The sequence below is a fragment of the Salinicola sp. RZ23 genome (genome assembly GCF_003206675.1).
Taxonomy (GTDB): Bacteria; Pseudomonadota; Gammaproteobacteria; order Pseudomonadales; family Halomonadaceae; genus Salinicola; species Salinicola endophyticus.
On record NZ_PZJK01000013.1, the window covers coordinates 264553 to 284088 of the forward strand.

Below are 19536 nucleotides of genomic sequence, written 5' to 3' on the forward strand. Positions count from 1 at the left end.
CTCGCTCAGTCGAGCCGGGGCTCGGGCCACCAGGCCGGCAGCAGCGCCTGCGCCCGCGGCTGGGCGAAACGGTCGTCGAGCAGTTCGATGACGCCGCGGTCGCTGGCGGTGCGGATCACTCGCCCGGCGGCCTGAATCACCTTCTGCATGCCAGGATAGAAGTAGGCATAGTCGTAGCCGCTGCCGAGCAGTGCCTGCAGGCGTTCGCGCATCTGCTCGTTGACCGGGTTGACCTGGGGCAACCCCAGTGTCGCGACGAAGGCACCGATCAGCCGCTCGCCGGGCAGATCGATGCCCTCGCCGAAGATCCCCCCCAGCACGGCAAAGCCCACCCCTGCCCCACCACTCTCGAAACGCGCCAGAAAGCTGGTCCGGGCGGCGTCATCCATCCGCGCTGCCTGGCGCCACTGCGGCACCTCGGGGTGACGCTGGGCCAAACGATCGGCGACCTGCTCCAGATAGGCGAAGCTCGAGAAGAAGGCGAGATAGTTGCCGCGGCGCTGATGGAAACCCGCGGCGATGCGCGCCACCAGCGGTTCGAGCGAGGCCTCGCGATGGGCGTAGCGGGTCGACAGCCGGGTGGCGATGCGCACCTCGAGCTGGCCGGCGGCAAAGGGCGAGCCCAGCGCCAGCCAGGGTGCTGCGTCGGGCACCCCGAGCAGATCGCGGAAGTAGCCCTGGGGCGAGAGCGTGGCGGAGAACAGGGTACCGCCATGGGCGGCGGCGAAGCGCGCGGCCAGAAACGGCGCCGGCACCACGTTGCGCAGGGTCAGCATCGCCCCGGCCCGGCGCTGGCGTCCGCGCGGCGGCTGCCGGGTCAGGTCGCACAGGGAGTGGTTGCCGAACGTCTCGGCCACCCGGCACAGATGCTGCGCCTCGAAGGAGAAGCGCTGCAGCTCGCCGTCCAGCGCGATCGGCTGCTCGCTCTGATACTCGACGATCCGTGATACCGCGTGCTGCAGCGCGGCGATCAACTTGCCCGGCAGACGCTCGAGCACGCGGTAGTCGCGAGTCGTCCCCGCCTCGTCCAGTTGCTCCGCCAGATCCTGCCAGGCCGTGGCGACCCGTGCCAGCGGGCGCTTGAGCGGCGCCGGCAGCTGCGGCATCAGGCGCCGAAAGGCGGCGTGATCGAGGGTCGCGGTATACATGCCGCGACCGCGCTCGACCAGGTTGTGTGCCTCGTCCACCAGAATGCCCACTTGCCACTGCTGCTGCAGGGTCAGCGCGTAGAGCTGGGCGTGCAGATCGAAGTAGTAATTGACGTCGGCGACCACCACATCGGCCCAGCGCGACATCTCCTGCCCCAGGTAGTAAGGGCAGACCTGGTGTTCGAGGGCCACTGTGCGCAGGCCGGCGCGGTCGAGCCAGCCACGCTCGGCGGCTGCCGAGCGTGCCGCCGGCAGGCGATCGTAGAAGCCCGCGGCGAGCGGACAGGCCTCGCCGTGGCACGCCTTGTCGGGGTGCTCGCAAGCCTTCTCCCGCGCGGTCAGCGTGAGCACCCGCAGCGGCAGCGCCGGTGTCGCCTCCCCCGCAGAAGACCCTGCGGGAGCTGGCGCCTCGGCGCAGGCCGCTGACACCCCGGGCGGACGCGCACCGAGCTGTTCCAGGGCTTCCAGCGCCAGCTGCTGGCCGGTGTTGCGCGCGGTGAGAAAGAACACCCGGTCGAGCGGTTCGCCGGGCATCGCCTTGAGCATCGGGAACAGCGTCCCCAGCGTCTTGCCGATGCCGGTGGGCGCCTGCAGCAGCAGCCAGCGCCGGGTGTGGGTGGCCTTGTAGACCGCCTCCGCGAGTTCGCGCTGGCCGGCGCGGAAGTCGGCGAACGGGAAGTTCAGCGCCACCAGCGCGGCGTCGCGCCGGCGGCGATGGGCCAGCTCCTGCTGGGCCCAGGCCAGAAAGCGCTGACAGTGGGTCTCGAACACCTCGCGCAGCTCAGACGCGCTGCAGCGCTGGCTGAGCGGCGTCTCGCGCTGGCTGGCGATATCGAAATAGACCAGGGTCACGTCGAGCTGATCGAGCCCCCGCGCCAGGCACAGCAAGTGGCCGTAGACCTGAGCCTGGGCCCAGTGCAGGGCGCGCTGGTTGGCCGGCTGGCGCGCCAGATCGCCGCGGTGAGTCTTGATCTCTTCGAGCCGGTTGGCGTCGGGGTCATAGCCGTCGGCGCGTCCGCGCACCTCGAGATGCGCATAGTGCCCGGCGAGCGCCACCTCACGCTCGTAGCGCTCGCCGCGGCGCTCGCTCACCACCCGGTGGCCGGCGATGCCCTCCTGGGCCGAAGGCGATGGCGTGAAGCGCAGATCGAGATCCCCCGCCTTGGCCGAGAACTCGCACAGGGCGCGCACCGCGATACGGTAACTCACGCCGAGCGACCACCCGGAGCGCGCGCCAGCGGCACGCCGCCATCCTCTGCCGTCGCGTCCGGCCCGCTCGCCGCGGCGTCCAGGCTCTGCTCCTCCCAGCTGACATAGCAGACGCTGACCGGCATGGCGTGCTCGGCGCAGAAAGCGAGCCAGCGCTTCTGGTTGTCCTGCAGGCGGTCCCCGGGTCCCTTCACCTCGATCATGCGGTAGCGCGCCTCACCCGGACAGAACTGGATCAGATCCGGCATGCCGGCGCGGTTGGCACGAATATCGCCCAGCAGACGCTCGAACCACAGCCGCAGATGGCGCGCAGGAAGACACGTCAGTGCCAGCTCCAGCGTGGTTTCGTCGAGCGCCCCCCAGGCCACGAAAGGCGACTGTATGCCGTGCTTGGCGTGAAAGCGCTGACGCACGATGTCGCGATAGTCATCACACGCCAGCGTCGCCAGGCAGGCCGCGAACTGCGCCTGGCGCCGGGTGTGGAAGTCCTCGTCGAAGAGGTCGGCGGGGCCGCTGTGGAACGGGTGGAAGAAGGCCCCCGGCAGCGGCGCGAAGATCGCCTCCCAGCAGAGCAGGCCGAAGAGCGCATTGATCAGGGTGTTCTCGACATAGATCACCGGCGCCTCGTCGCGGCTCAGATGCGCCGCCACCGCGCCCTCGACCCAACCGCTGCGCGGCAGCGTCAGCGTGATGCGCTCGGGCTCCGCCGGCGCCGCGGCGTCGCGCCGCGGCAACCCCAGCTTGCGCCGCAGACGCGGTACGATGCGCCCCAGCGCCTGGGCCTCGGCGGCACTCACCGGCGCGGCCTCGGCACGCTGGGCCAGTTGCCAGGCATCGTCGAATCGCGCCAGGCGTTCGAGCACCCGAACCCGGCGTAGACGCGCTTCCGGCGCGGCACTGTCGTGATAGAGCGCCAGCGCCTGTTGCAGCTCGCCGTGGCGCTCACAGCGATAGGCGAGCTTGTAGAGCAGCCGCCCGCGACGGCGCTCCAGCCAGGGGTTGTCGAAGGGCGCCTTCGGCACCTCGGCGAGCAGGTCAGCCAACGGTTCGTCGGCATCGAAGCGCTCGCGACAGCGGTGCAGATGATGGTAGGCCTCCAGTTCGTCGCGCCGCGAGAAGGCCCGCGACGATGCCGCCAGGGGAACAGACTCGAAGCGGTAGACGCCCAGATCCGCGAGCACGAACTCCGACCACTGCTGACGCAGGTTACCGAAGAACATCAGCCGGAAGCGCTCGCCCAGGGCATCGACGGTCAACCGGTAGTGGGTATCGTCGAGGCTCGGCAACCATGCCGGCAACGCTCGCGGCGCCGGCGACTCGGCCGCCAGCGCCTCGCGCCAAGCCCCCTTGCCGGCACGCAGCGAAAGCCCCAGCTCGGCCAGCCAAGGCGCCAGATCGGCGGCGAGCTCTTGACGGGTGGTCAATGCGAAGAGTGCTGCCAGCGCCAGCTCGGCATCGGTCTCGACCCAGCCGGCAGCGATCAGCGGGGCCGCTGCCGCTTTCGTATCACCGATCTCGGCATAGCACAGCCGGCTGGCGCGGAAGTCGACGCCCTTGCGCATCACCATACGCACCAGCAGCGCCCGGGAGGGCCGCGGCAGCGCCTCGAAGGCGGCGATGAAGTCGCGCTCCTCGGCCGACAACAGGTCGGTGTAACGCGACCCGAGCCAGTCGAGCACAGTGTGGAAATTGGCCAGGTAGTAAAACGGGTCGTCGAGCGTGGGCAACGCCATAGGGGAGTATCGCATGGAGAGTGGCGAGTGAACTGGCTAAGCATACAGGTTCCGGCCTCGCCATCGAAGTCGCCTCGGCGCCATCTGGTTCGGCGGCGAGCGCTCGAAGCGTATGCCTATCTGGGCTAACCTCGGGGTCTGAGCGGGCCGACGCAATACCGCCATACCGGGTGGCGACGCCCTGCTCCTCTTCGTTCTCCACCTCGGCCATCGTCCCCGGGCCTGCCACTGCCGGAGTGCCTCATGCAGCATTTCTACAACGCCGCCGACACCCTGATCGATGACGTCCTCGCCGGCGTCAGTGCGCTGACGGACGTGCGTATCGCCGAACCCAGCCAGCATCTGCGCATTCTGGTCCGCGCCGACTGGGATCGCGAGCTCCACGGGCGTGACCAGGTCGCCCTGCTCTCCGGCGGTGGTGGCGGCCACGAGCCGGCCCACGCCGGCTTCATCGGCGAGGGCATGCTGACCGGCGCGGTGGTCGGTGGGCTGTTCGCCTCGCCCAGCGTCGATGCGGTACTCGCCGCGATTCGCGAAGTGTGCGGCGCGGCCGGCTGTCTGCTGATCGTCAAGAACTACACCGGCGACCGGCTCAATTTCGGCCTCGCCGCCGAGCAGGCGCGCCAGGAGGGCCTGGCGGTGTCGATGGTGATCGTCGGCGACGATATCGCCCTGCCCGATGCGCCCCAGCCCCGCGGCATCGCCGGCACCCTGATCGTGCACAAGCTGGCCGGCTGGCTGGCAACACAGCAGACCCCGCTGGAGACCTTGAGCGAACGCGTCGACGCCGCCCTGCCGCGGATCGCCTCGCTGGGGCTGGCGCTCTCCCACGCCGCTCGCCCGGGCGAAGCGAAGGCGCCCTGCGCCCCGGAGCTGGGCCTGGGCATTCACAACGAGAGCGGCGTGCGAAGAGTCGAGCCGGAGAGTGCCAGCGAGGCGGTGGAGACCCTGCTGGCGCCGCTCACCGAGACGCTCTCCGCGCGCGGTTACGCACCACCCTACGTGGCCCTGCTCAACAATCTGGGCGGCGCCGCCGAACAGGAGATGCAGGTGCTCGCCGCCAGCCTGTTGGTCAATCGCCGCGGGCTGGCGCTCTCTGGCGTGATCGGGCCGGCAGCGATGATGACGTCGCTAGACATGCAGGGCTTCTCGATCACGCTAGTGGCGGCCGATGACGAGCTGGTCAGCGCGCTCGCCGCCCCGACCACCGCGCCCGCCTGGCCGGGGCTGAACACCCCTTGCGCGCCGGCCCGCTTCACGCCCCAGGTCAGTGAGACAACTGTGCCCGAGCATGTCGAGCGTGACGCCACGGTGGAGACACGCCTGCATGCGGCAATCGAGGTTCTGCGCGACTCACGCCAGGCGCTCGACGACCTGGATGCCCGCAGCGGCGATGGCGATGCCGGCACCAGCCTGGCCAGCGGCGCCGAGGCCGTCGCCAGACGGCTAGACGCCGGCCAGCTCGAAAGCGCCCGGCCGGGCGCGCTGTTCGGCGCCATCGGCGCCTGCCTCGCCCGTGACATGGGCGGCTCCAGCGGCGTGCTGCTGTCGATCCTGTTCACCGCAGCGGGGGCCGAGCTGACCGAGAACGACGATCTCGCCGCGGCGCTGGCGGTGGGCATCGAGCGCATGCAGCGCTACGGCGGCGCGGCACAGGGCGACCGCACCCTGCTCGATGCGCTGATACCGGCGGTGGAGACGCTGCGCGAGGGTGGCGATCTGGCGCTGGCGGCCGAGCGCGCGCGGGAAGGTGCCGATGCCACCGCGACGATGGCCCGTGCTGGCGCCGGGCGCTCCGCCTATCTGCCGGAGAGCGCCCTGCAGGGGGTGACAGATCCCGGTGCCGAGGCGGTGGCGCGGGTACTGCGCGCGCTGGCCGAAGCCTGAACGCGCGGGCTTTTGATCTGGCGCCCGATGCCGCGCCCCGTCTATGGCGCCCGATACCGCGCCCTGTCTATGCCGCCCATCGCTGCGCCTCAGGCGTCGAGATCGGCCTTGAGCTCGCGCCACAGCTGGCGGTACGCCAGGGTCGCGCGGCTGCGCGGTGCCAGGTCGGCCAGCGGCCGACACTCGAGGCTCATGCGTTCGACATCGCTGGCATAGGGAATCCAGCTACGCATGGGCCGGCCGAGTGCCGCCGGGGGTGAATCGATCCAGTCGCGGTGCAGGGTGCGCCGACGGTCGACCAGATTGAAGAAGGGCGAGAGCCGCTCGCGCTGACGCTTCTTGAGATCGAGATGATCGAGCATGCGCGAGAAGGCCTGCACCGAGAGCGGGCTGGGGATGGTCGGTACCAGGATACGGTCGGCGGCGCGGATCAGCTGCTCCGCCAGTGTCGAGAGCCCCGGCGGGCAGTCGAGGATCATCAGCCCGTACTCTTCGCCGAACGGCTCGATCAGCCGCTTGAGGTGCTTGTCACCATCGGCGCTGGCGCCGAGCAGGCGATCCAGCTCGCGCAGGCGGATGTCCGCCGGCAGCAGATCGAAGCGCTCCCACGGTGTGTGCTGCACCTGCTCGCCGAGCGGTGACTTGCCGGCGAGCAGCTTGGAGACCTTCTTGCTCAGCCCGCTCTCGCCGCCCAGTATCCAGGTCGAGGCGCCCTGGGCGTCGAGATCCCACAGCAGCACAGGCACCCGATCGCGATTGGCCTCCCGGGCCAGATTGACCGCCGCCGAGGTCTTGCCCACTCCGCCCTTCAAGTTGTGCAGCGCCACGACCTTCATGCTCTCGACCACCCAACGTTAACATATCATTACAGTTTAAGGGCTTGGATTCTCTGGCGTGATGACAATTCGATGACAATCGTTGTCACGCTGCGCCAGCCAGTGCCGCTTCTGTGCCGCGCCAAGACGCTTGATCGCCGCCTCCCGCTTGAGCGCCTCGCTCTGGCTACCCACTCGCTCGACGTGACGCAGCGTCAGTGGCCCGCGCCCACGCAACGCACGTGCCCCCTTGCCTCGACTGTGCTCGGCGAAGCGCCGCGCGACGTCGGTGGTAATGCCGGTATAGAGCGCGCCGGCGGCGGTCTCGATCAGATAGAGATACCAGGGACGGTCGTCGCTCCCCGCCTCGCGGCCGCACTCGCTCGCTGCTGCCACGCCCTCAATCCAGACTGGCGAGGGCGCTGCGCATCTCGCCGAGCACGCCATCGTAGCGATTCGGGTCGTCGAGGCTGCGCGCCTTGAAGATCGACGAGCCGGAGACGAAGGTATCCGCGCCGGCGCGGGCGATCTCGGCGATGTTCTGCGGCGAGACACCGCCATCGATCTCCAGCCGGATCGGCAGCCCGCTGGCATCGATCCGGCGCCGCGCCGCCTGGAGCTTGTCGAGCGCGGCGGGAATGAACGACTGGCCGCCGAAGCCGGGGTTGACGCTCATCAAAAGGATCATGTCGAGCTTGTCCATCACGTAGTCGAGATAGGAGAGCGGCGTAGCCGGATTGAACACCAGCCCGGCCTTGCATCCACGGCTCTTGATCAACTGCAGCGAGCGGTCGATATGCTCCGAGGCTTCCGGGTGGAAGGTGACATAGCTGGCCCCGGCGTCGATGAAATCACCGATCAGTTGATCCACCGGCTTGACCATCAGATGGCAGTCGATCGGCGCGGTGACCCCGTGCTTGCGCAGCGCCTCGCAGACCATGGGTCCCATGGTCAGGTTGGGCACGTAGTGGTTGTCCATCACGTCGAAATGGATCATGTCGGCGCCGGAGGCCAGGACATCATCCACTTCCTGTCCCAGGCAGGCGAAGTTGGCGGAAAGAATCGAGGGAGCAATCTTGAAATCACGCATGTGACGCAGAGTCCTGACAGTGAAGGGCGTGGCATGGGCCTCGGTATGCCTGCATTCTAGCAGCCCTCGGCGACGCTGCGGTTAGCCGATCGTGCGCTCACGGGCTATGCTCGGCCAGACACCGCGGCGGATGGGCCATCCGCCGGCGCTGACGGTCTTGCTGCCTCTATCTGGATCCCGACCTCCAGAGCCCTACCCGATCGGCAGCCAGACCCAGACCACAATCAAAAACAGCATCAGGATCAGGAGCCCTCCCATGTCCTCACGCGTTCGCACGACCGTCCGGCGCTGGCTATCGATCAGCCTCTCCACACTCTATCTGGGCGCCGCCCCGCTGGCGCTGGCTGATTCGGCGATTCTCGAGGGCGAGCGTTTTCATCCGCAGGTGGGTGAACACGGCATGGTCGCGACCAGCCACTACCTGGCCTCGCAGATCGCCCACGACGTTCTCGCCAAGGGCGGCAATGCGGTGGACGCCGCGGTCACCGCGGGCTTCGCGCTGGCGGTGACCCAGCCGCGCTCGGGCAATATCGGCGGCGGCGGCTTCATGTTGATCTCCGACGAGCAGCGCGACGAGGTGATCGCCATCGACTACCGCGAGAAGGCGCCCGCGGCGGCCTACGCGACGATGTTCCAGAACGACCAGGGCGAGGCGGTGCCGCAGCTGTCGCGTTTCACCCACAACGCCTCGGGCGTGCCCGGCACGGTGGCCGGCCTGGCCCTGGCGCTGGACAAGTACGGCACGCTTAGCCTGGCGGAGGCGCTGGCGCCGGCGATCACCCTGGCCGAGGAGGGCTTCAGCGTGCCGCCGCGCTTCGCCGAAGGGCTCGAGCAGGCCCAGGATCGACTCAAGCAGTGGGACTCCACGCGCAAGGTCTTCTACAAACCCGACGGCTCCAACTATCGCGCCGGCGAGCGCTTCCGCCAGCCCGATCTCGCCGCCACGCTCAAGCGCATCGCCGCCAAGGGCCCGCGCGAGTTCTACGAGGGCGAGACGGCGCGTCTGATCAGCGCCGAGATGCAGCGCCACGGCGGCCTGATGACCGCTCAGGATCTGGCCGACTACCAGCCCAGGATTCGCCAGCCCGTACACGGCAACTATCGCGGCTACGATGTCTACGCCATGAGCCCGCCCTCCTCCGGCGGCGCGCATATCGTGCAGATGCTGAATATCCTCGAGGGCTACGACATTCAAGCCATGGGGTTCAACTCGGCGCGCACCATTCATCTGATGGCCGAGGCCATGCAGCGCGCCTACGCCGATCGCGCCAAATATCTGGGCGACCCCGATTTCGTCGACGTGCCGCTGGCCGGGCTGACCTCGCCGGCCTACGCCGCCAAGCTGCGCGCCGAGATCCCCCTCGACCACGCCACCCCGAGCACCGAGATCGCCGCCGGCAACCCGCTGCCCTACGAGTCCAACGAGACCACGCACTTCTCGATCGCCGACGACAACGGCCTGGCGGTCTCCAACACCTATACCATCAACTTCAGCTACGGCTCGGGCATTGTGGTCGACGGCGCCGGCTTTCTGCTCAACAACGAGATGGATGACTTCTCGGCCAAGCCGGGTGCCCCCAACGCCTACGGTCTGATCGGCGGCGAGGCCAACAAGGTCGAGCCGCGTAAACGCATGCTGTCGTCGATGACCCCGACCATCGTCAAGAAGGATGGCAAGAACTTCCTGATCACCGGCAGCCCCGGGGGCTCGCGCATCATCACCACGACCCTGCAGGTGGTGATGAACGTGATCGACCACGGCATGAACATCCAGAGCGCGGTGAGCGCGCCGCGTATCCACCACCAGTGGCTGCCCGACGAGATTCGCATCGAGGATGGCATCAGCCCCGACACCCAAGCCCTGCTCGAGGCGATGGGCCACACGCTCAGCCAGCAGGCGGCGATGGGCGCGGCCCAGTCGATCCTGATCGAACCCGACGGCACCTTCACCGGCGGCGCCGATCCGCGCCGTTCGACCTCCTCTGCCATGGGGCTTTGAGTGCAGGCTCGCCGCGTCCCGGGTAGCCGGTGCTGATGTCACGCAGGCCGTGGCTGCCGATCGTGGTGATCGCGCTGGCCGAGTGGTTCGGCACCACGCTCTGGTTCACCCCCAACGCGGTGCTCGCCGAGCTGCGCCAGGCGTGGGCGCTGGATGCCGACGACCTGGCCTGGCTCACCGGCGCAGTACAGGTGGGCTTTCTGCTCGGCACCCTGGGGATCGGGCTCAGCGGGCTCGCCGATCGCCACGATGCCAGTCGGGTATTCGCCTTTTGCGGGGTGATCGGTGCCGCCAGCAATGCAGCGCTCGCCTATGCCGGCGGTCTGGGCCCGGCGGTGGCGCTGCGCCTGATCACCGGCATGGCGCTGGCCGGTATCTACCCGGTGGGGATGAAGCTGATGGTGGGCTGGGCACCCACCCGAACCGGTGCGGCGCTGGCATGGCTGGTCGGCATGCTGGTGCTGGGCACCGCGATGCCGCACCTGCTGGCGGCCCTGGAGCTGCGCGGCGGCTGGCAGCTGACGCTCTGGCTGGCCTCGCTGCTGGCGCTGATCGGCGCCGCCGGCGTGGCCTGGCTGGGGGAAGCGCCCCGCTCTGACCCGCACCCATCGCGCCCGCGGCTAGGTGGGTTGGCGGCCTTTCGTCTCGCTGAGTTCCGCCGCGCCGCCTGCGCCTATTTCGGCCATATGTGGGAGCTCTACACGCTGTGGGCGCTGCTGCCGCTGCTACTCCGACATGCCCTGCCCGGGCTCTCCGCGACCGGCGTGGCACTCTCGAGCTTCACCCTGATCGCGGTAGGCGCCCCCGGTTGCTGGCTCGGCGGCTGGCTGAGCCAGCGCCATGGCAGCCTGGCGGTGGCGCGCTGGGGCCTGGCCGGCTCGGCGCTCTGCGCGGCGCTCTACGCCCTCACCGCCGGGATCCTGCCCACCGCGGCGCTGATCGCCCTGCTCGGTAGCTGGAGCCTGCTGGCAGTGATCGACTCGCCGCACTTCTCGGCGCTCTCGGCGCGCGCCTGCCCCGCCTCGCTGGTGGGCAGCGCGCTGACCCTGCAGAACGCCATTGGCTTCGCCATTTCGGCGCTATCGATCGGCCTGCTGCTGCCGTGGCTGCCCCTGCTCGGCCAGTCGCTGGCCTGGCTGCTGCTGCCCGGCCCCCTGCTCGGCCTCCTGGCACTGGGTCGCCCCCGCTGAGCGTCCTCGACGCCCGCTGCATCGCTTATAGAAGGCATGCGCATCGTTATACCCAAATGACATAGATAGTCATATTGTAATTCCATATGGGTTTATTTAGCCTGCTCCGCTAGCCACACACGATAAGAGCGCCGCGTGCGCCACAAGCCATCACCATTCAGGGAACCCACATGCTCCGACTCGCCTCGTCTCGCCGCTGGTTCGCCGCCTCCACCCTGGGTCTGGCCCTCGCTCTGGGCAGCATTGGCCCGGCACAGGCCGATCAGCCGCGCGAGCTGCTCAACGCCTCCTACGATATCGCCCGCGAGCTGTTCGCCGCGGTCAACCCCAAGTTCGTCGACTGGTGGCAGCAGCAGCACGACGAGCAGGTGAGCGTGAAACAGTCCCACGGCGGCTCCTCGACCCAGGCACGCTCGATCATGCAGGGCCTGCGCGCCGACGTGGTGACCTTCAACCAGGTCACCGACGTCAACGTGCTCGCCGATGCCGGGCTGGTGGCCAAGGATTGGCAGGCGCAGTACCCCAACCACGCCTCGCCCTACTACTCGACCACCGCCTTCCTGGTACGCAAGGGCAACCCCAAGCAGATCGAGAACTGGGACGACCTGGCGCGCGACGACGTCGAGCTGGTGTTCCCCAACCCCAAGACCTCGGGCAACGGCCGCTACACCTACCTGGCCGCCTGGGCTTACGCCGATCAGGCCTTCGACGGCGACAAGGCCAAGATCGAAGCCTACATGAAGCGCTTCCTGGGTAACGTCGAGGTGTTCGACACCGGTGGCCGCGGCGCCACCACCACCTTCGTCGAGCGTGGCATCGGCGATGTGCTGATCACCTTCGAGTCCGAGGTCAACAACATCCGCAGCGAGTATGGCCAGGATGGCTACGAGGTGGTGGTGCCGCCGGTGAGCATCCTCGCCGAGTTCCCGGTGGCCGTGGTCGAGGAGTACGCCGAGCGCAACGGCAACCTGGATCTGGCCAAGGGCTACCTGGACTACCTCTACACCGAAGAGGCCCAGCGCCTGCTCGCCGGTTTCAACTACCGGGTCAACGACGAGGCGGTGGCAGCGGAGTTCAGCGACCGCTTCCCGCAGACCGAGCTTCTGCGCGTCGAAGACGTCTTCGGCAGCTGGCCCGAGGCGATGAAGACCCATTTCGCCAGCGGCGGCGAACTGGACCAGCTGCAGCGCCGATGATCGCCGCGACCCTGCGTCGGCGGGCCAGCCGCCGTGTCCTGCCGGGCTTCGGGCTATCGCTGGGCGTGACGCTGACGTTCGTCTCGCTGATCCTGCTGCTGCCCCTGACCAGCCTGGTGGGGCAGCTGTCGCAGCTCAGCCTGTCGCAGTACTGGTTTCTGATCAGCGACCCGCGCATCCTCGCCAGCTACCGGGTGACGCTGCTCGCCGCGGCCGTAGCGGCGCTGTTCAACGCTGCCTTCGGGCTGCTGATGGCCTGGGTGCTGGTACGCTACGAGTTCCCCGGCAAGCGCATGGTGGATGCGCTGATGGATCTCCCCTTCGCACTGCCCACCGCGGTCGCCGGGGTCACCCTGGCAACGCTCTACTCGAGCCAGGGCTGGGTCGGGCGCTGGCTGGAGACGCTGGGCCTGCCGATCGCCTATACCTGGGTGGGCATCGCCCTGGCCATGGCCTTCACCAGCATCCCGTTCGTGGTGCGCACGGTGCAGCCGATCCTCGAGGATCTGCCGAGCGAGGTCGACGAGGCCGCGGTGACCCTGGGTGCCCGCGATGGCCACGCCTTCCGTCGGGTGATCCTGCCCCACCTCTGGCCGGCACTGGTCACCGGCACCGGGCTCGCCTTCGTGCGCTCGCTAGGCGAGTTCGGCGCGGTGATCTTCATCGCCGGCGGCAAGCCATTCGAAACCGAGATCACCTCGCTGATGATCTTCGTCAAGCTGCAGGAGTACGACTATGCCGGCGCCGCCGCGGTGGCCTCGATCGTGCTGGCGACCTCGCTGGCGCTGCTGCTGGTGATCAATCTGTGGCAGGGGCGCTTCACTCGCCGCCTGCATGGAGGGGGAGCCTGATGATCCGTATCGGTGATGCCCCCGGCGTGCGCCGGCTGCTGATCGGCGTGGCGCTGGTGCTGACCGCGCTGTTCCTGCTGCTGCCGCTGGTGGCGATCTTCGCCCAGGCGCTGATGGGTGGCATCGATCTCTACTGGCAGAACCTGAGCGACCGCTACACCCTGGCGGCGATCGGACTGACCCTGCTGGTGACGCTGCTGACGGTGCCGATCAACCTGGTGTTCGGGATCTTCCTGGCATGGCTGGTGACCCGCTTCAACTTCCCCGGACGGCGCCTGCTGCAGACGCTGATCGACATCCCCTTCGCGGTCTCGCCGGTGGTCGCCGGGCTGGTCTATCTGCTGCTCTACGGTCGCAACGGCTGGCTCGGGGGCTGGCTCGACGGCTACGATATCCAGATCATGTTCGCCTGGCCGGGCATCGTGCTGGTGACGATCTTCGTCACCTGCCCCTTCGTCGCCCGCGAGCTGATCCCGTTGATGCAGGCCCAGGGCGCCCGCGAGGAGGAAGCCGCGGTGACCCTGGGCGCCTCCGGCTGGACGATCTTCCGCCGCGTCACGCTGCCCAAGATCCGTCACGCCCTGCTCTACGGCGTGATCCTCACCAATGCCCGTGCAGTGGGCGAGTTCGGCGCTGTCTCGGTGGTCGCCGGGGCGATCCGTGGACAGACCAACACCCTGCCGCTGCAGGTCGAACAGCTGTATCAGGACTATAATACCGTCGGTGCCTTCACCAGCGCTTCGCTGCTGGCCCTGCTGGCGCTGCTGACCCTGGCCGCCAAGGCGGCACTCGAATGGCGCGCCGCGCGCCGGGAGAGCCTCGCATGAGCATCCGTATCTCGCAGATCGACAAGACCTACGGCGCCACCCGCGCGCTGGAGCCGATCGACCTCGACATCCGCGATGGCGAGCTGATCGGTCTGCTAGGCCCCTCGGGTTCGGGCAAGACGACGCTGCTACGCATCGTCGCCGGTCTCGAGCAGGCTGATGGGGGCACGATCCACTTCGGCGAGCGCGAGGTCACCCAGGTGCACGTGCGCGAGCGCCGGATCGGCTTCGTCTTCCAGCACTACGCCCTGTTCCGCCACATGAGCGTGTTCGAGAACGTCGCCTTCGGCCTGCGCGCGCTGCCGCGGCGCCAGCGCCCTTCGAACAGCGATATCCGTACCCGCGTCATGCAGCTGCTGGAGATGGTGCGCCTGAGCGCTTTCGCCGAGCGCTTCCCGGCCCAGCTCTCCGGCGGCCAGCAGCAGCGCGTGGCGCTAGCCCGGGCCCTGGCGCTCAAGCCCGACGTGCTGCTGCTCGACGAGCCGTTCGGCGCGCTCGACGCCAAGGTGCGACAGGAGCTGCGCCGCTGGCTGCGCCACCTCCACGAGGAGCTCGGCTTCACCAGCCTGTTCGTCACCCACGACCAGGAGGAGGCGCTGGAGCTCTCCGACCGCGTGGTGGTGATGAGCAACGGCCGGGTCGAACAGATCGCCACCCCGGATACCCTCTACCGCGAGCCGGCCAACCGCTTCGTGTTCGAGTTCCTCGGCGAGGTCAACCGGCTGGAGGGCGACGTCGCCAACGGCCGCCTGACCTGCGGCAATGCCAGCGTCAGCGTGCCGGGGGTCGAGCCGGGCCGCCGTGAGCTGCTGCTGCGCCCCCACGAGGTGCATCTGGCCGAGCATGCGATCCCCGCGGCGCACCTGCCGATCACCGTGGCGGCGATCGTCCCGGTAGGGGCCGAAGTGCGCCTCGAACTCGAGGCCGACTGGCTCGAGGAGCCGTGGCTGGCCAGCGTCAGCCACGCCGAGTTCGAGCGCCTGGGCATCACCCGCGGGCGGCGGCTGTTCGCCCTGCCCAGCCGGCTGCACGGCTTCGATGCCGCCGGTGCGCAGAATGTCGCGCTGCCGGTCGGCTGAAGCGCTACGAGCGCCCGCGCAAGCCGTCTATACTGGGCGGGTCCTTCCCCGCAGATTCGAGAGGTAGTTATGCGTCAGTGGTTTGCGCTCAAGTGCGTGGCGATTCTTGGGGTGCTCGGCCTGCTCGCCGCCTGCGCCCAGAGCCCACAGATTCTCTCCGTACAGCCGAAGGTGAGCGGCGGCTTTCCGCACACCGGCAGCGGCCAGACGGTGACCCTGAACGTGGTCGACGGGCGTGACGACAACGTCATCGGCACCCGCTCCGGCACCGCCTCAGCCACCTCGACCATCACCGTCGAAGCCCACGATGTGATCCCCAAGCTGCAGGCACAGGCCGAGAACGCGCTGCGTAGCATGGGCTTCAATCCCACCACCCAGGAGAGCGGCGGCCCCTCGCTGACCCTGACCCTGTCGGAACTCGACTACGCCCGCGGCAGCGCCGACGAGCCGCTGCTCGGCGCCTCCCAGCTGCAGGCGATCATCACCGCCAAGGTGGAGAACGGCAGCAACACCTATACCGGCCGCTATACCGCCAAGCGCAAGCAGAGCTACGCCTTCAAGCCCGACTGGGACACCAACAACCGGATGGTCAGCGAGCTGCTCAGCAGCGCCCTGGACCGCACCTTCCGCGACCAGCAGCTGGCCAACCTGCTGGCGCGCTGAACGCCCTACATTGTGAACGCCCTAAATTGGGCACGCGCAAACATCGGGCACCCGCAAACGACGACGCCCGCAGCCGGAAGGCCGCGGGCGTCGTCGTTTGCAGCAGGGTCGTCGGGGAGCCGTCCCTCAGCCGCAGGGCCCACGTCGCATCAGATGCCATACCGTCTCGCAGGCCCCCTTGGCGTCCGGCTCACCCGGGCCAGCCAGTCGCTGCAGCGCGAAGTTAGGACCCAGCAGGCGCTCGACCTCTTCGGCGTCGACGCTGTAGGGCGGCCCCCGCTCGCCATTGGCATGGGTCAGGGTGACCAGCAGCCCCTGGGTGCCCGGCAGGAATAGCTGAGCCAGATGGTGGGCGTAGCGCTGCCGCGAGGCACGCGGCAGCGCGATCAATGCGGCGCGGTCGTAGAAAGCCGCGAGTTCGGCCGCCTGCTCGACGTGAAAGCGGAAGAAGTCACCGCACCACAGCTCGATCCGCCCCTGACGCACGCAGGAGAAACCGGCCTGGGCGTAGCGCAGCGCCGGCAGCGCCCCCTCGCCGATGAACTGATCCACCGCCAGCGGCGATAGTTCCACCCCCAGCACCGGATACGCCTGCGCCGCCAGCCAGCGCATGTCGTGGCTCTTGCCACACAGCGGCACCAGCACCTTGGCGCCGGCGGCCAGCCCCAACCGCGGCCAGTGGTCTACCAGGGCAGCGTGAGGGGCATCACGATGAAACCCGATACGCCCCTCGCGCCAGCGTCTCAGCCAATCGATCTGCATCCGCCCTCGCCCTCTCTCTTCACCACCTGGCCCGAGGCCGCATCACCGCCTGGCCCGAGGCCCCGGCGACGCCTGACAGGCGACCTTAGAACCAGCGGTCGCGCTTGCGCCGGCGGCGCGGCAGATGCGGCACGATCAAGCCCAGGATCAGACCCGCCCCGGCGACCCCGCCGCCGTACATGAAGTAGCGCATCAGCAGATCCTCCTCCTGGGTGTCCAGACGCGCCTGCATCTCGCGCATCTTGGTCTCCGCCTGGGAGTAGGCCTGACTGAGCTGGTTGTTGCTCGCCTGCAGTTTGTCGACCTGCTGCTGGCGGCTGGCGAGTTCGCTGCGCAGATCCGCCACGCGCTGGTTCCACTCACCGTCGATACCGTCGAGGCGCTTGGTCAAGCTGGCGACCTTGTCACGCAGGGCCGGCAACTGCTGCTGAGCGCTCGGCGTGTCCTGCACGAAGCGCGACTGGATCCACACCTCGTCACCATCGGGGCCACGCACCTGGGTGTAGTCGCCCTGGGTCTGCAACACCGTGACCGGATCGCCACTGTCGAGGGTGCCGACGATACGGTAGCCGTCGGTAGGGCCACTGCGCACGAAGGTGGGCAGCTTGTCGCTGACCCAGTGGTCGGTCTGCGCCGAGACACCGGCGGAGAACAAAAGCGCCGCGCCCACGGCGCAGCCCATCGCAACATTTCGCATTTTCAACATGTCGTCGTGATCTTAGTGGCTAATGGATAACGGTTCGGCTTCGTTCCACGCGACGATGAGCGGCCTCCGCGTCCTGCAGAGGCTTCGTTGGGCCGCGGGCGGCGGGCGCCCACAGCGGTTGTCCGGTTGCTGGACTGCCGTCCCGCACGCCTCCCGGGGAGACATCCACACTTTCTGTGGATAACGTTTGGGACAACTGGTTTCATGTCGTCGTCATACTCCGGTCATCTCGGCGCTGGCGACAGATTGGTGAATTTCTGATCAATGCCGACGCCTGCACCAAGCTCGACCTCAGCTATCGTCGCGCGGCGGCCACGCCATCGGACGCGGAAATTCGGCGACATTGCCCTCGGCCTTGACCGCCTTGGCCGCCCCGCCACGCTCGACCTCATCGATGCGCACGATCGCGCTGTAGGGGATGTAACTGCGGCTGACGCCGTCGAAGGTGCGCCGCAGCTTCTCGGCGCTGGGATCGACAACGACCTTGCTCTGATCCTCGAAGACGAACGCCTCGACTTCGATGAATCCCCACAGGTCACTCTGAAAGATCTCGCGGGCGTAGAGTTCCCACACCTCCCCCTGATTGTGGAAGACCACCCGATAGACCGGCTTGAACGACATAGACGCAAGACTCTCCGACATCACGGCGCCCGGCGCCATCACCATCAGCACAGACCGGGTCGCAAATAGGCGCAAGGGTATCACAGCCGGATGGGCTTGCGAGCGCCACGGGTTGGCCGCCAGCCGCCGGCAGCCGTATAATGCCGCGTTCGCGACGATAGCGACCTCGCTCGACGGCGACACTCCGCCGCGCGAAACGCTCTTTTATCTTTCCCCACGAGTACCGGTGACGCGCGCATGGCCGCAACGCAACCCATGACGAAGAAGCTCTTCATCAAGACGCACGGCTGCCAGATGAACGAGTATGACTCCGCCCGCATGGCGGATTTGCTCGGTGAGTCCCACCGCCTCGAGATGACCGACGACGAGCGCGAAGCGGACGTCATCCTGCTCAACACCTGCTCGATCCGCGAGAAGGCGCAGGAGAAGGTGTTCCATCAGCTCGGCCGCTGGAAGAAGCTGAAGGCCGCCAAGCCCGACCTGGTGATCGGCGTGGGTGGCTGCGTGGCCAGCCAGGAAGGCGAGAACATCCGCAAGCGCGCGCCGCACGTCGACATGGTGTTCGGCCCGCAGACCCTGCACCGGCTGCCGACCATGCTCGATGCCCGCAGCAAGAGCGCAACGCCGATCCAGACGGTGGATGTCACCTTCCCGGAGATCGAGAAGTTCGACCACCTGCCCAAGCCCAAGTCCGACGGCGCCACCGCCTTCGTCTCGGTGATGGAGGGGTGTTCGAAATACTGCACCTTCTGCGTGGTGCCCTACACCCGCGGCGAGGAGGTCTCGCGTCCGTTCGAGTCGGTGATGGAAGAGGTCGTGCACCTGGCCGAACAGGGCGTGCGCGAGATCAACCTGCTGGGGCAGAACGTCAACGCCTACCGCGGCCGCGACGCCGAGGGCGACGAGATCGACCTGGCCGAATTGATCGCCTGCGTGGCCGCCGTGGACGGCATCGACCGTATCCGCTTCACCACCTCGCATCCGGTGGAGTTCTCCGACAGCCTGATCGAAGCCTACGCCGAGATCCCCGAGCTGGTCAGCCACCTGCACCTGCCGGTGCAGTCGGGCTCCGATCGCATTCTGGCGGCGATGAAGCGCGGCCATGGCCGCGACATGTACATCGACAAGCTCGAACGCATCCGCGCCCTGCGTCCGGACATCAGCTTCTCCTCGGACTTCATCATCGGCTTCCCCGGCGAGACCGACGAGGATTTCGCCCAGACGATGGATCTGATCCAGCGTATCGGCTTCGACGCCTCGTTCAGCTTCATCTACTCCAAGCGCCCGGGCACTCCGGCCTCTTCGCTGCCCGACGACACGCCGGAAGAGACCAAGAAGCAGCGTCTGGCGCTGCTGCAGACGCGGCTCAATCAGCAGACCCAGCAGATCAGCCGACGCATGGTCGGCAACGTCGAGCGCATCCTGGTCACCGGCTTCTCGCCCAAGGACCCGGGCCAGCTCTCCGGGCGCACCGAGAACAACCGTGTGGTCAACTTCCGCGCCGACGACCCGACCCGCCTGATCGGCCACTTCGTCGACGTCTCGATCACCGAGGCGCTGCCCAACTCGCTGCGCGGCGAGCTGGTCTCCGACGTTCGCCATTGAGCCACCCCGCCACCGCGGCCATGCGCGGCTCATCCCGAGCCGCGTGGGCCACTGCCGGCCGCGGGGGCTGCGCTCCGCGGATGCGGGCGATTGGTTATCCTGGAGCATTGCCCCCGCGGGAAGCGTCGCAGTAAGCTGACAGCCTCCACTTCACA

17 protein-coding genes are annotated in these 19536 nt (G+C 68.2%); 9 read left to right on the top strand and 8 right to left on the bottom strand.

Annotated elements, in window-relative coordinates; genetic code table 11:
* Positions 1-5 precede the first annotated feature (5 nt).
* Both DOM67_RS13695 and DOM67_RS13700 read right to left on the bottom strand, forming a co-directional pair.
* Positions 6-2357, bottom strand: a complete 2352-nt coding sequence (locus DOM67_RS13695; protein ID WP_110676830.1) for an ATP-dependent DNA helicase — start codon at positions 2355-2357, stop codon at positions 6-8.
* Positions 2354-4090 carry a VRR-NUC domain-containing protein gene (locus tag DOM67_RS13700; RefSeq protein ID WP_110676831.1) on the bottom strand — a complete coding sequence of 579 codons (1737 nt, stop codon included), beginning with the start codon at positions 4088-4090 and terminating at the stop codon, positions 2354-2356. The genes DOM67_RS13695 and DOM67_RS13700 overlap by 4 nt, the downstream gene beginning before the upstream one ends.
* A 243-nt stretch (positions 4091-4333) precedes the next feature.
* On the opposite strand from DOM67_RS13700, the gene DOM67_RS13705 reads away from it, so the two are divergent.
* The gene (locus DOM67_RS13705; protein WP_110676834.1) at positions 4334-5977 is read left to right on the top strand and encodes a dihydroxyacetone kinase subunit DhaK; all 1644 of its coding nucleotides are present in this window, start codon (positions 4334-4336) and stop codon (positions 5975-5977) included.
* 89 nt (positions 5978-6066) lie between these two features.
* Here DOM67_RS13705 and DOM67_RS13710 read toward each other — a convergent pair whose 3' ends face one another.
* Genes DOM67_RS13710 through rpe form a run of 3 tightly spaced genes read right to left on the bottom strand, consistent with a single transcriptional unit; the run spans position 6067 to position 7882 of the window.
* Positions 6067-6813: a ParA family protein gene (locus DOM67_RS13710; protein ID WP_110676836.1), complete on the bottom strand. Its 747-nt coding sequence runs from the start codon at positions 6811-6813 to the stop codon at positions 6067-6069.
* A 36-nt stretch (positions 6814-6849) separates the two neighbouring features.
* Complete coding sequence (locus tag DOM67_RS13715) at positions 6850-7188, bottom strand: GIY-YIG nuclease family protein (RefSeq protein ID WP_348627305.1); 339 nt, start codon at positions 7186-7188, stop codon at positions 6850-6852.
* Positions 7189-7192: 4 nt separating this feature from the next.
* Positions 7193-7882, bottom strand: coding sequence for a ribulose-phosphate 3-epimerase (gene rpe, locus DOM67_RS13720; protein ID WP_110676840.1), 690 nt, complete (start codon positions 7880-7882; stop codon positions 7193-7195).
* A gap of 256 nt (positions 7883-8138) precedes the next feature.
* On the opposite strand from rpe, the gene ggt reads away from it, so the two are divergent.
* From ggt to DOM67_RS13755, 7 genes are all read left to right on the top strand, one after another.
* Positions 8139-9881, top strand: a complete 1743-nt coding sequence (ggt, locus tag DOM67_RS13725) for a gamma-glutamyltransferase (RefSeq protein ID WP_110676842.1) — start codon at positions 8139-8141, stop codon at positions 9879-9881.
* Between the two features lie 35 nt (positions 9882-9916).
* Positions 9917-11071, top strand: a complete 1155-nt coding sequence (locus DOM67_RS13730; RefSeq protein ID WP_110676844.1) for an MFS transporter — start codon at positions 9917-9919, stop codon at positions 11069-11071.
* A gap of 170 nt (positions 11072-11241) precedes the next feature.
* The gene (cysP, locus tag DOM67_RS13735) at positions 11242-12267 is read left to right on the top strand and encodes a thiosulfate ABC transporter substrate-binding protein CysP (protein WP_110676846.1); all 1026 of its coding nucleotides are present in this window, start codon (positions 11242-11244) and stop codon (positions 12265-12267) included.
* Complete coding sequence (gene cysT, locus DOM67_RS13740; protein WP_110676848.1) at positions 12264-13118, top strand: sulfate/thiosulfate ABC transporter permease CysT; 855 nt, start codon at positions 12264-12266, stop codon at positions 13116-13118. The genes cysP and cysT overlap by 4 nt, the downstream gene beginning before the upstream one ends.
* Positions 13118-13945 (top strand): sulfate ABC transporter permease subunit CysW, encoded by an 828-nt coding sequence (cysW, locus tag DOM67_RS13745; protein ID WP_110676850.1) that lies wholly within the window; start codon positions 13118-13120, stop codon positions 13943-13945. Before cysT ends, cysW begins: the two co-directional genes overlap by 1 nt.
* Positions 13942-15024, top strand: a complete 1083-nt coding sequence (locus tag DOM67_RS13750) for a TOBE-like domain-containing protein (RefSeq protein WP_110676852.1) — start codon at positions 13942-13944, stop codon at positions 15022-15024. Before cysW ends, DOM67_RS13750 begins: the two co-directional genes overlap by 4 nt.
* A 69-nt stretch (positions 15025-15093) precedes the next feature.
* Complete coding sequence (locus DOM67_RS13755; RefSeq protein ID WP_110676854.1) at positions 15094-15687, top strand: YajG family lipoprotein; 594 nt, start codon at positions 15094-15096, stop codon at positions 15685-15687.
* Positions 15688-15813: 126 nt separating this feature from the next.
* On the opposite strand, the gene DOM67_RS13760 is transcribed toward DOM67_RS13755, so the two are convergent.
* The 3 genes from DOM67_RS13760 to DOM67_RS13770 all read right to left on the bottom strand — a co-directional run bounded on the left by DOM67_RS13760 (position 15814) and on the right by DOM67_RS13770 (position 17776).
* On the bottom strand, positions 15814-16449 hold the full coding sequence (locus DOM67_RS13760) for a thiopurine S-methyltransferase (protein WP_110676856.1): 636 nt from the start codon (positions 16447-16449) through the stop codon (positions 15814-15816).
* 85 nt (positions 16450-16534) lie between these two features.
* Positions 16535-17155: a TIGR04211 family SH3 domain-containing protein gene (locus tag DOM67_RS13765; RefSeq protein WP_110676858.1), complete on the bottom strand. Its 621-nt coding sequence runs from the start codon at positions 17153-17155 to the stop codon at positions 16535-16537.
* Between the two features lie 291 nt (positions 17156-17446).
* A complete protein-coding gene (locus tag DOM67_RS13770) occupies positions 17447-17776 on the bottom strand; it encodes a DUF1820 family protein (RefSeq protein WP_110676860.1) in 330 nt (109 codons plus the stop codon).
* Between the two features lie 255 nt (positions 17777-18031).
* Between DOM67_RS13770 and miaB the strand changes: the two genes are divergently transcribed.
* Positions 18032-19381 (top strand): tRNA (N6-isopentenyl adenosine(37)-C2)-methylthiotransferase MiaB, encoded by a 1350-nt coding sequence (gene miaB, locus DOM67_RS13775; protein WP_110676862.1) that lies wholly within the window; start codon positions 18032-18034, stop codon positions 19379-19381.
* The last annotated feature ends 155 nt before the right edge of the window (positions 19382-19536 follow it).

What these genes read in the sequence shown, in the direction of transcription:
- DOM67_RS13760 (WP_110676856.1), bottom strand. Translation starts at nt 16,449, where the DNA reads ATGCAGATCGATTGGCTGAGACGCTGGCGCGAGGGGCGTATCGGGTTT.
- cysT (WP_110676848.1), top strand. Translation starts at nt 12,264, where the DNA reads ATGATCGCCGCGACCCTGCGTCGGCGGGCCAGCCGCCGTGTCCTGCCG.
- cysP (WP_110676846.1), top strand. Translation starts at nt 11,242, where the DNA reads ATGCTCCGACTCGCCTCGTCTCGCCGCTGGTTCGCCGCCTCCACCCTG.
- rpe (WP_110676840.1), bottom strand. Translation starts at nt 7,882, where the DNA reads ATGCGTGATTTCAAGATTGCTCCCTCGATTCTTTCCGCCAACTTCGCC.
- DOM67_RS13750 (WP_110676852.1), top strand. Translation starts at nt 13,942, where the DNA reads ATGAGCATCCGTATCTCGCAGATCGACAAGACCTACGGCGCCACCCGC.
- miaB (WP_110676862.1), top strand. Translation starts at nt 18,032, where the DNA reads ATGACGAAGAAGCTCTTCATCAAGACGCACGGCTGCCAGATGAACGAG.
- DOM67_RS13730 (WP_110676844.1), top strand. Translation starts at nt 9,917, where the DNA reads ATGTCACGCAGGCCGTGGCTGCCGATCGTGGTGATCGCGCTGGCCGAG.
- DOM67_RS13710 (WP_110676836.1), bottom strand. Translation starts at nt 6,813, where the DNA reads ATGAAGGTCGTGGCGCTGCACAACTTGAAGGGCGGAGTGGGCAAGACC.
- DOM67_RS13770 (WP_110676860.1), bottom strand. Translation starts at nt 17,776, where the DNA reads ATGTCGTTCAAGCCGGTCTATCGGGTGGTCTTCCACAATCAGGGGGAG.
- cysW (WP_110676850.1), top strand. Translation starts at nt 13,118, where the DNA reads ATGATCCGTATCGGTGATGCCCCCGGCGTGCGCCGGCTGCTGATCGGC.
- DOM67_RS13700 (WP_110676831.1), bottom strand. Translation starts at nt 4,090, where the DNA reads ATGGCGTTGCCCACGCTCGACGACCCGTTTTACTACCTGGCCAATTTC.
- DOM67_RS13705 (WP_110676834.1), top strand. Translation starts at nt 4,334, where the DNA reads ATGCAGCATTTCTACAACGCCGCCGACACCCTGATCGATGACGTCCTC.
- DOM67_RS13755 (WP_110676854.1), top strand. Translation starts at nt 15,094, where the DNA reads ATGCGTCAGTGGTTTGCGCTCAAGTGCGTGGCGATTCTTGGGGTGCTC.
- DOM67_RS13765 (WP_110676858.1), bottom strand. Translation starts at nt 17,155, where the DNA reads ATGTTGAAAATGCGAAATGTTGCGATGGGCTGCGCCGTGGGCGCGGCG.
- ggt (WP_110676842.1), top strand. Translation starts at nt 8,139, where the DNA reads ATGTCCTCACGCGTTCGCACGACCGTCCGGCGCTGGCTATCGATCAGC.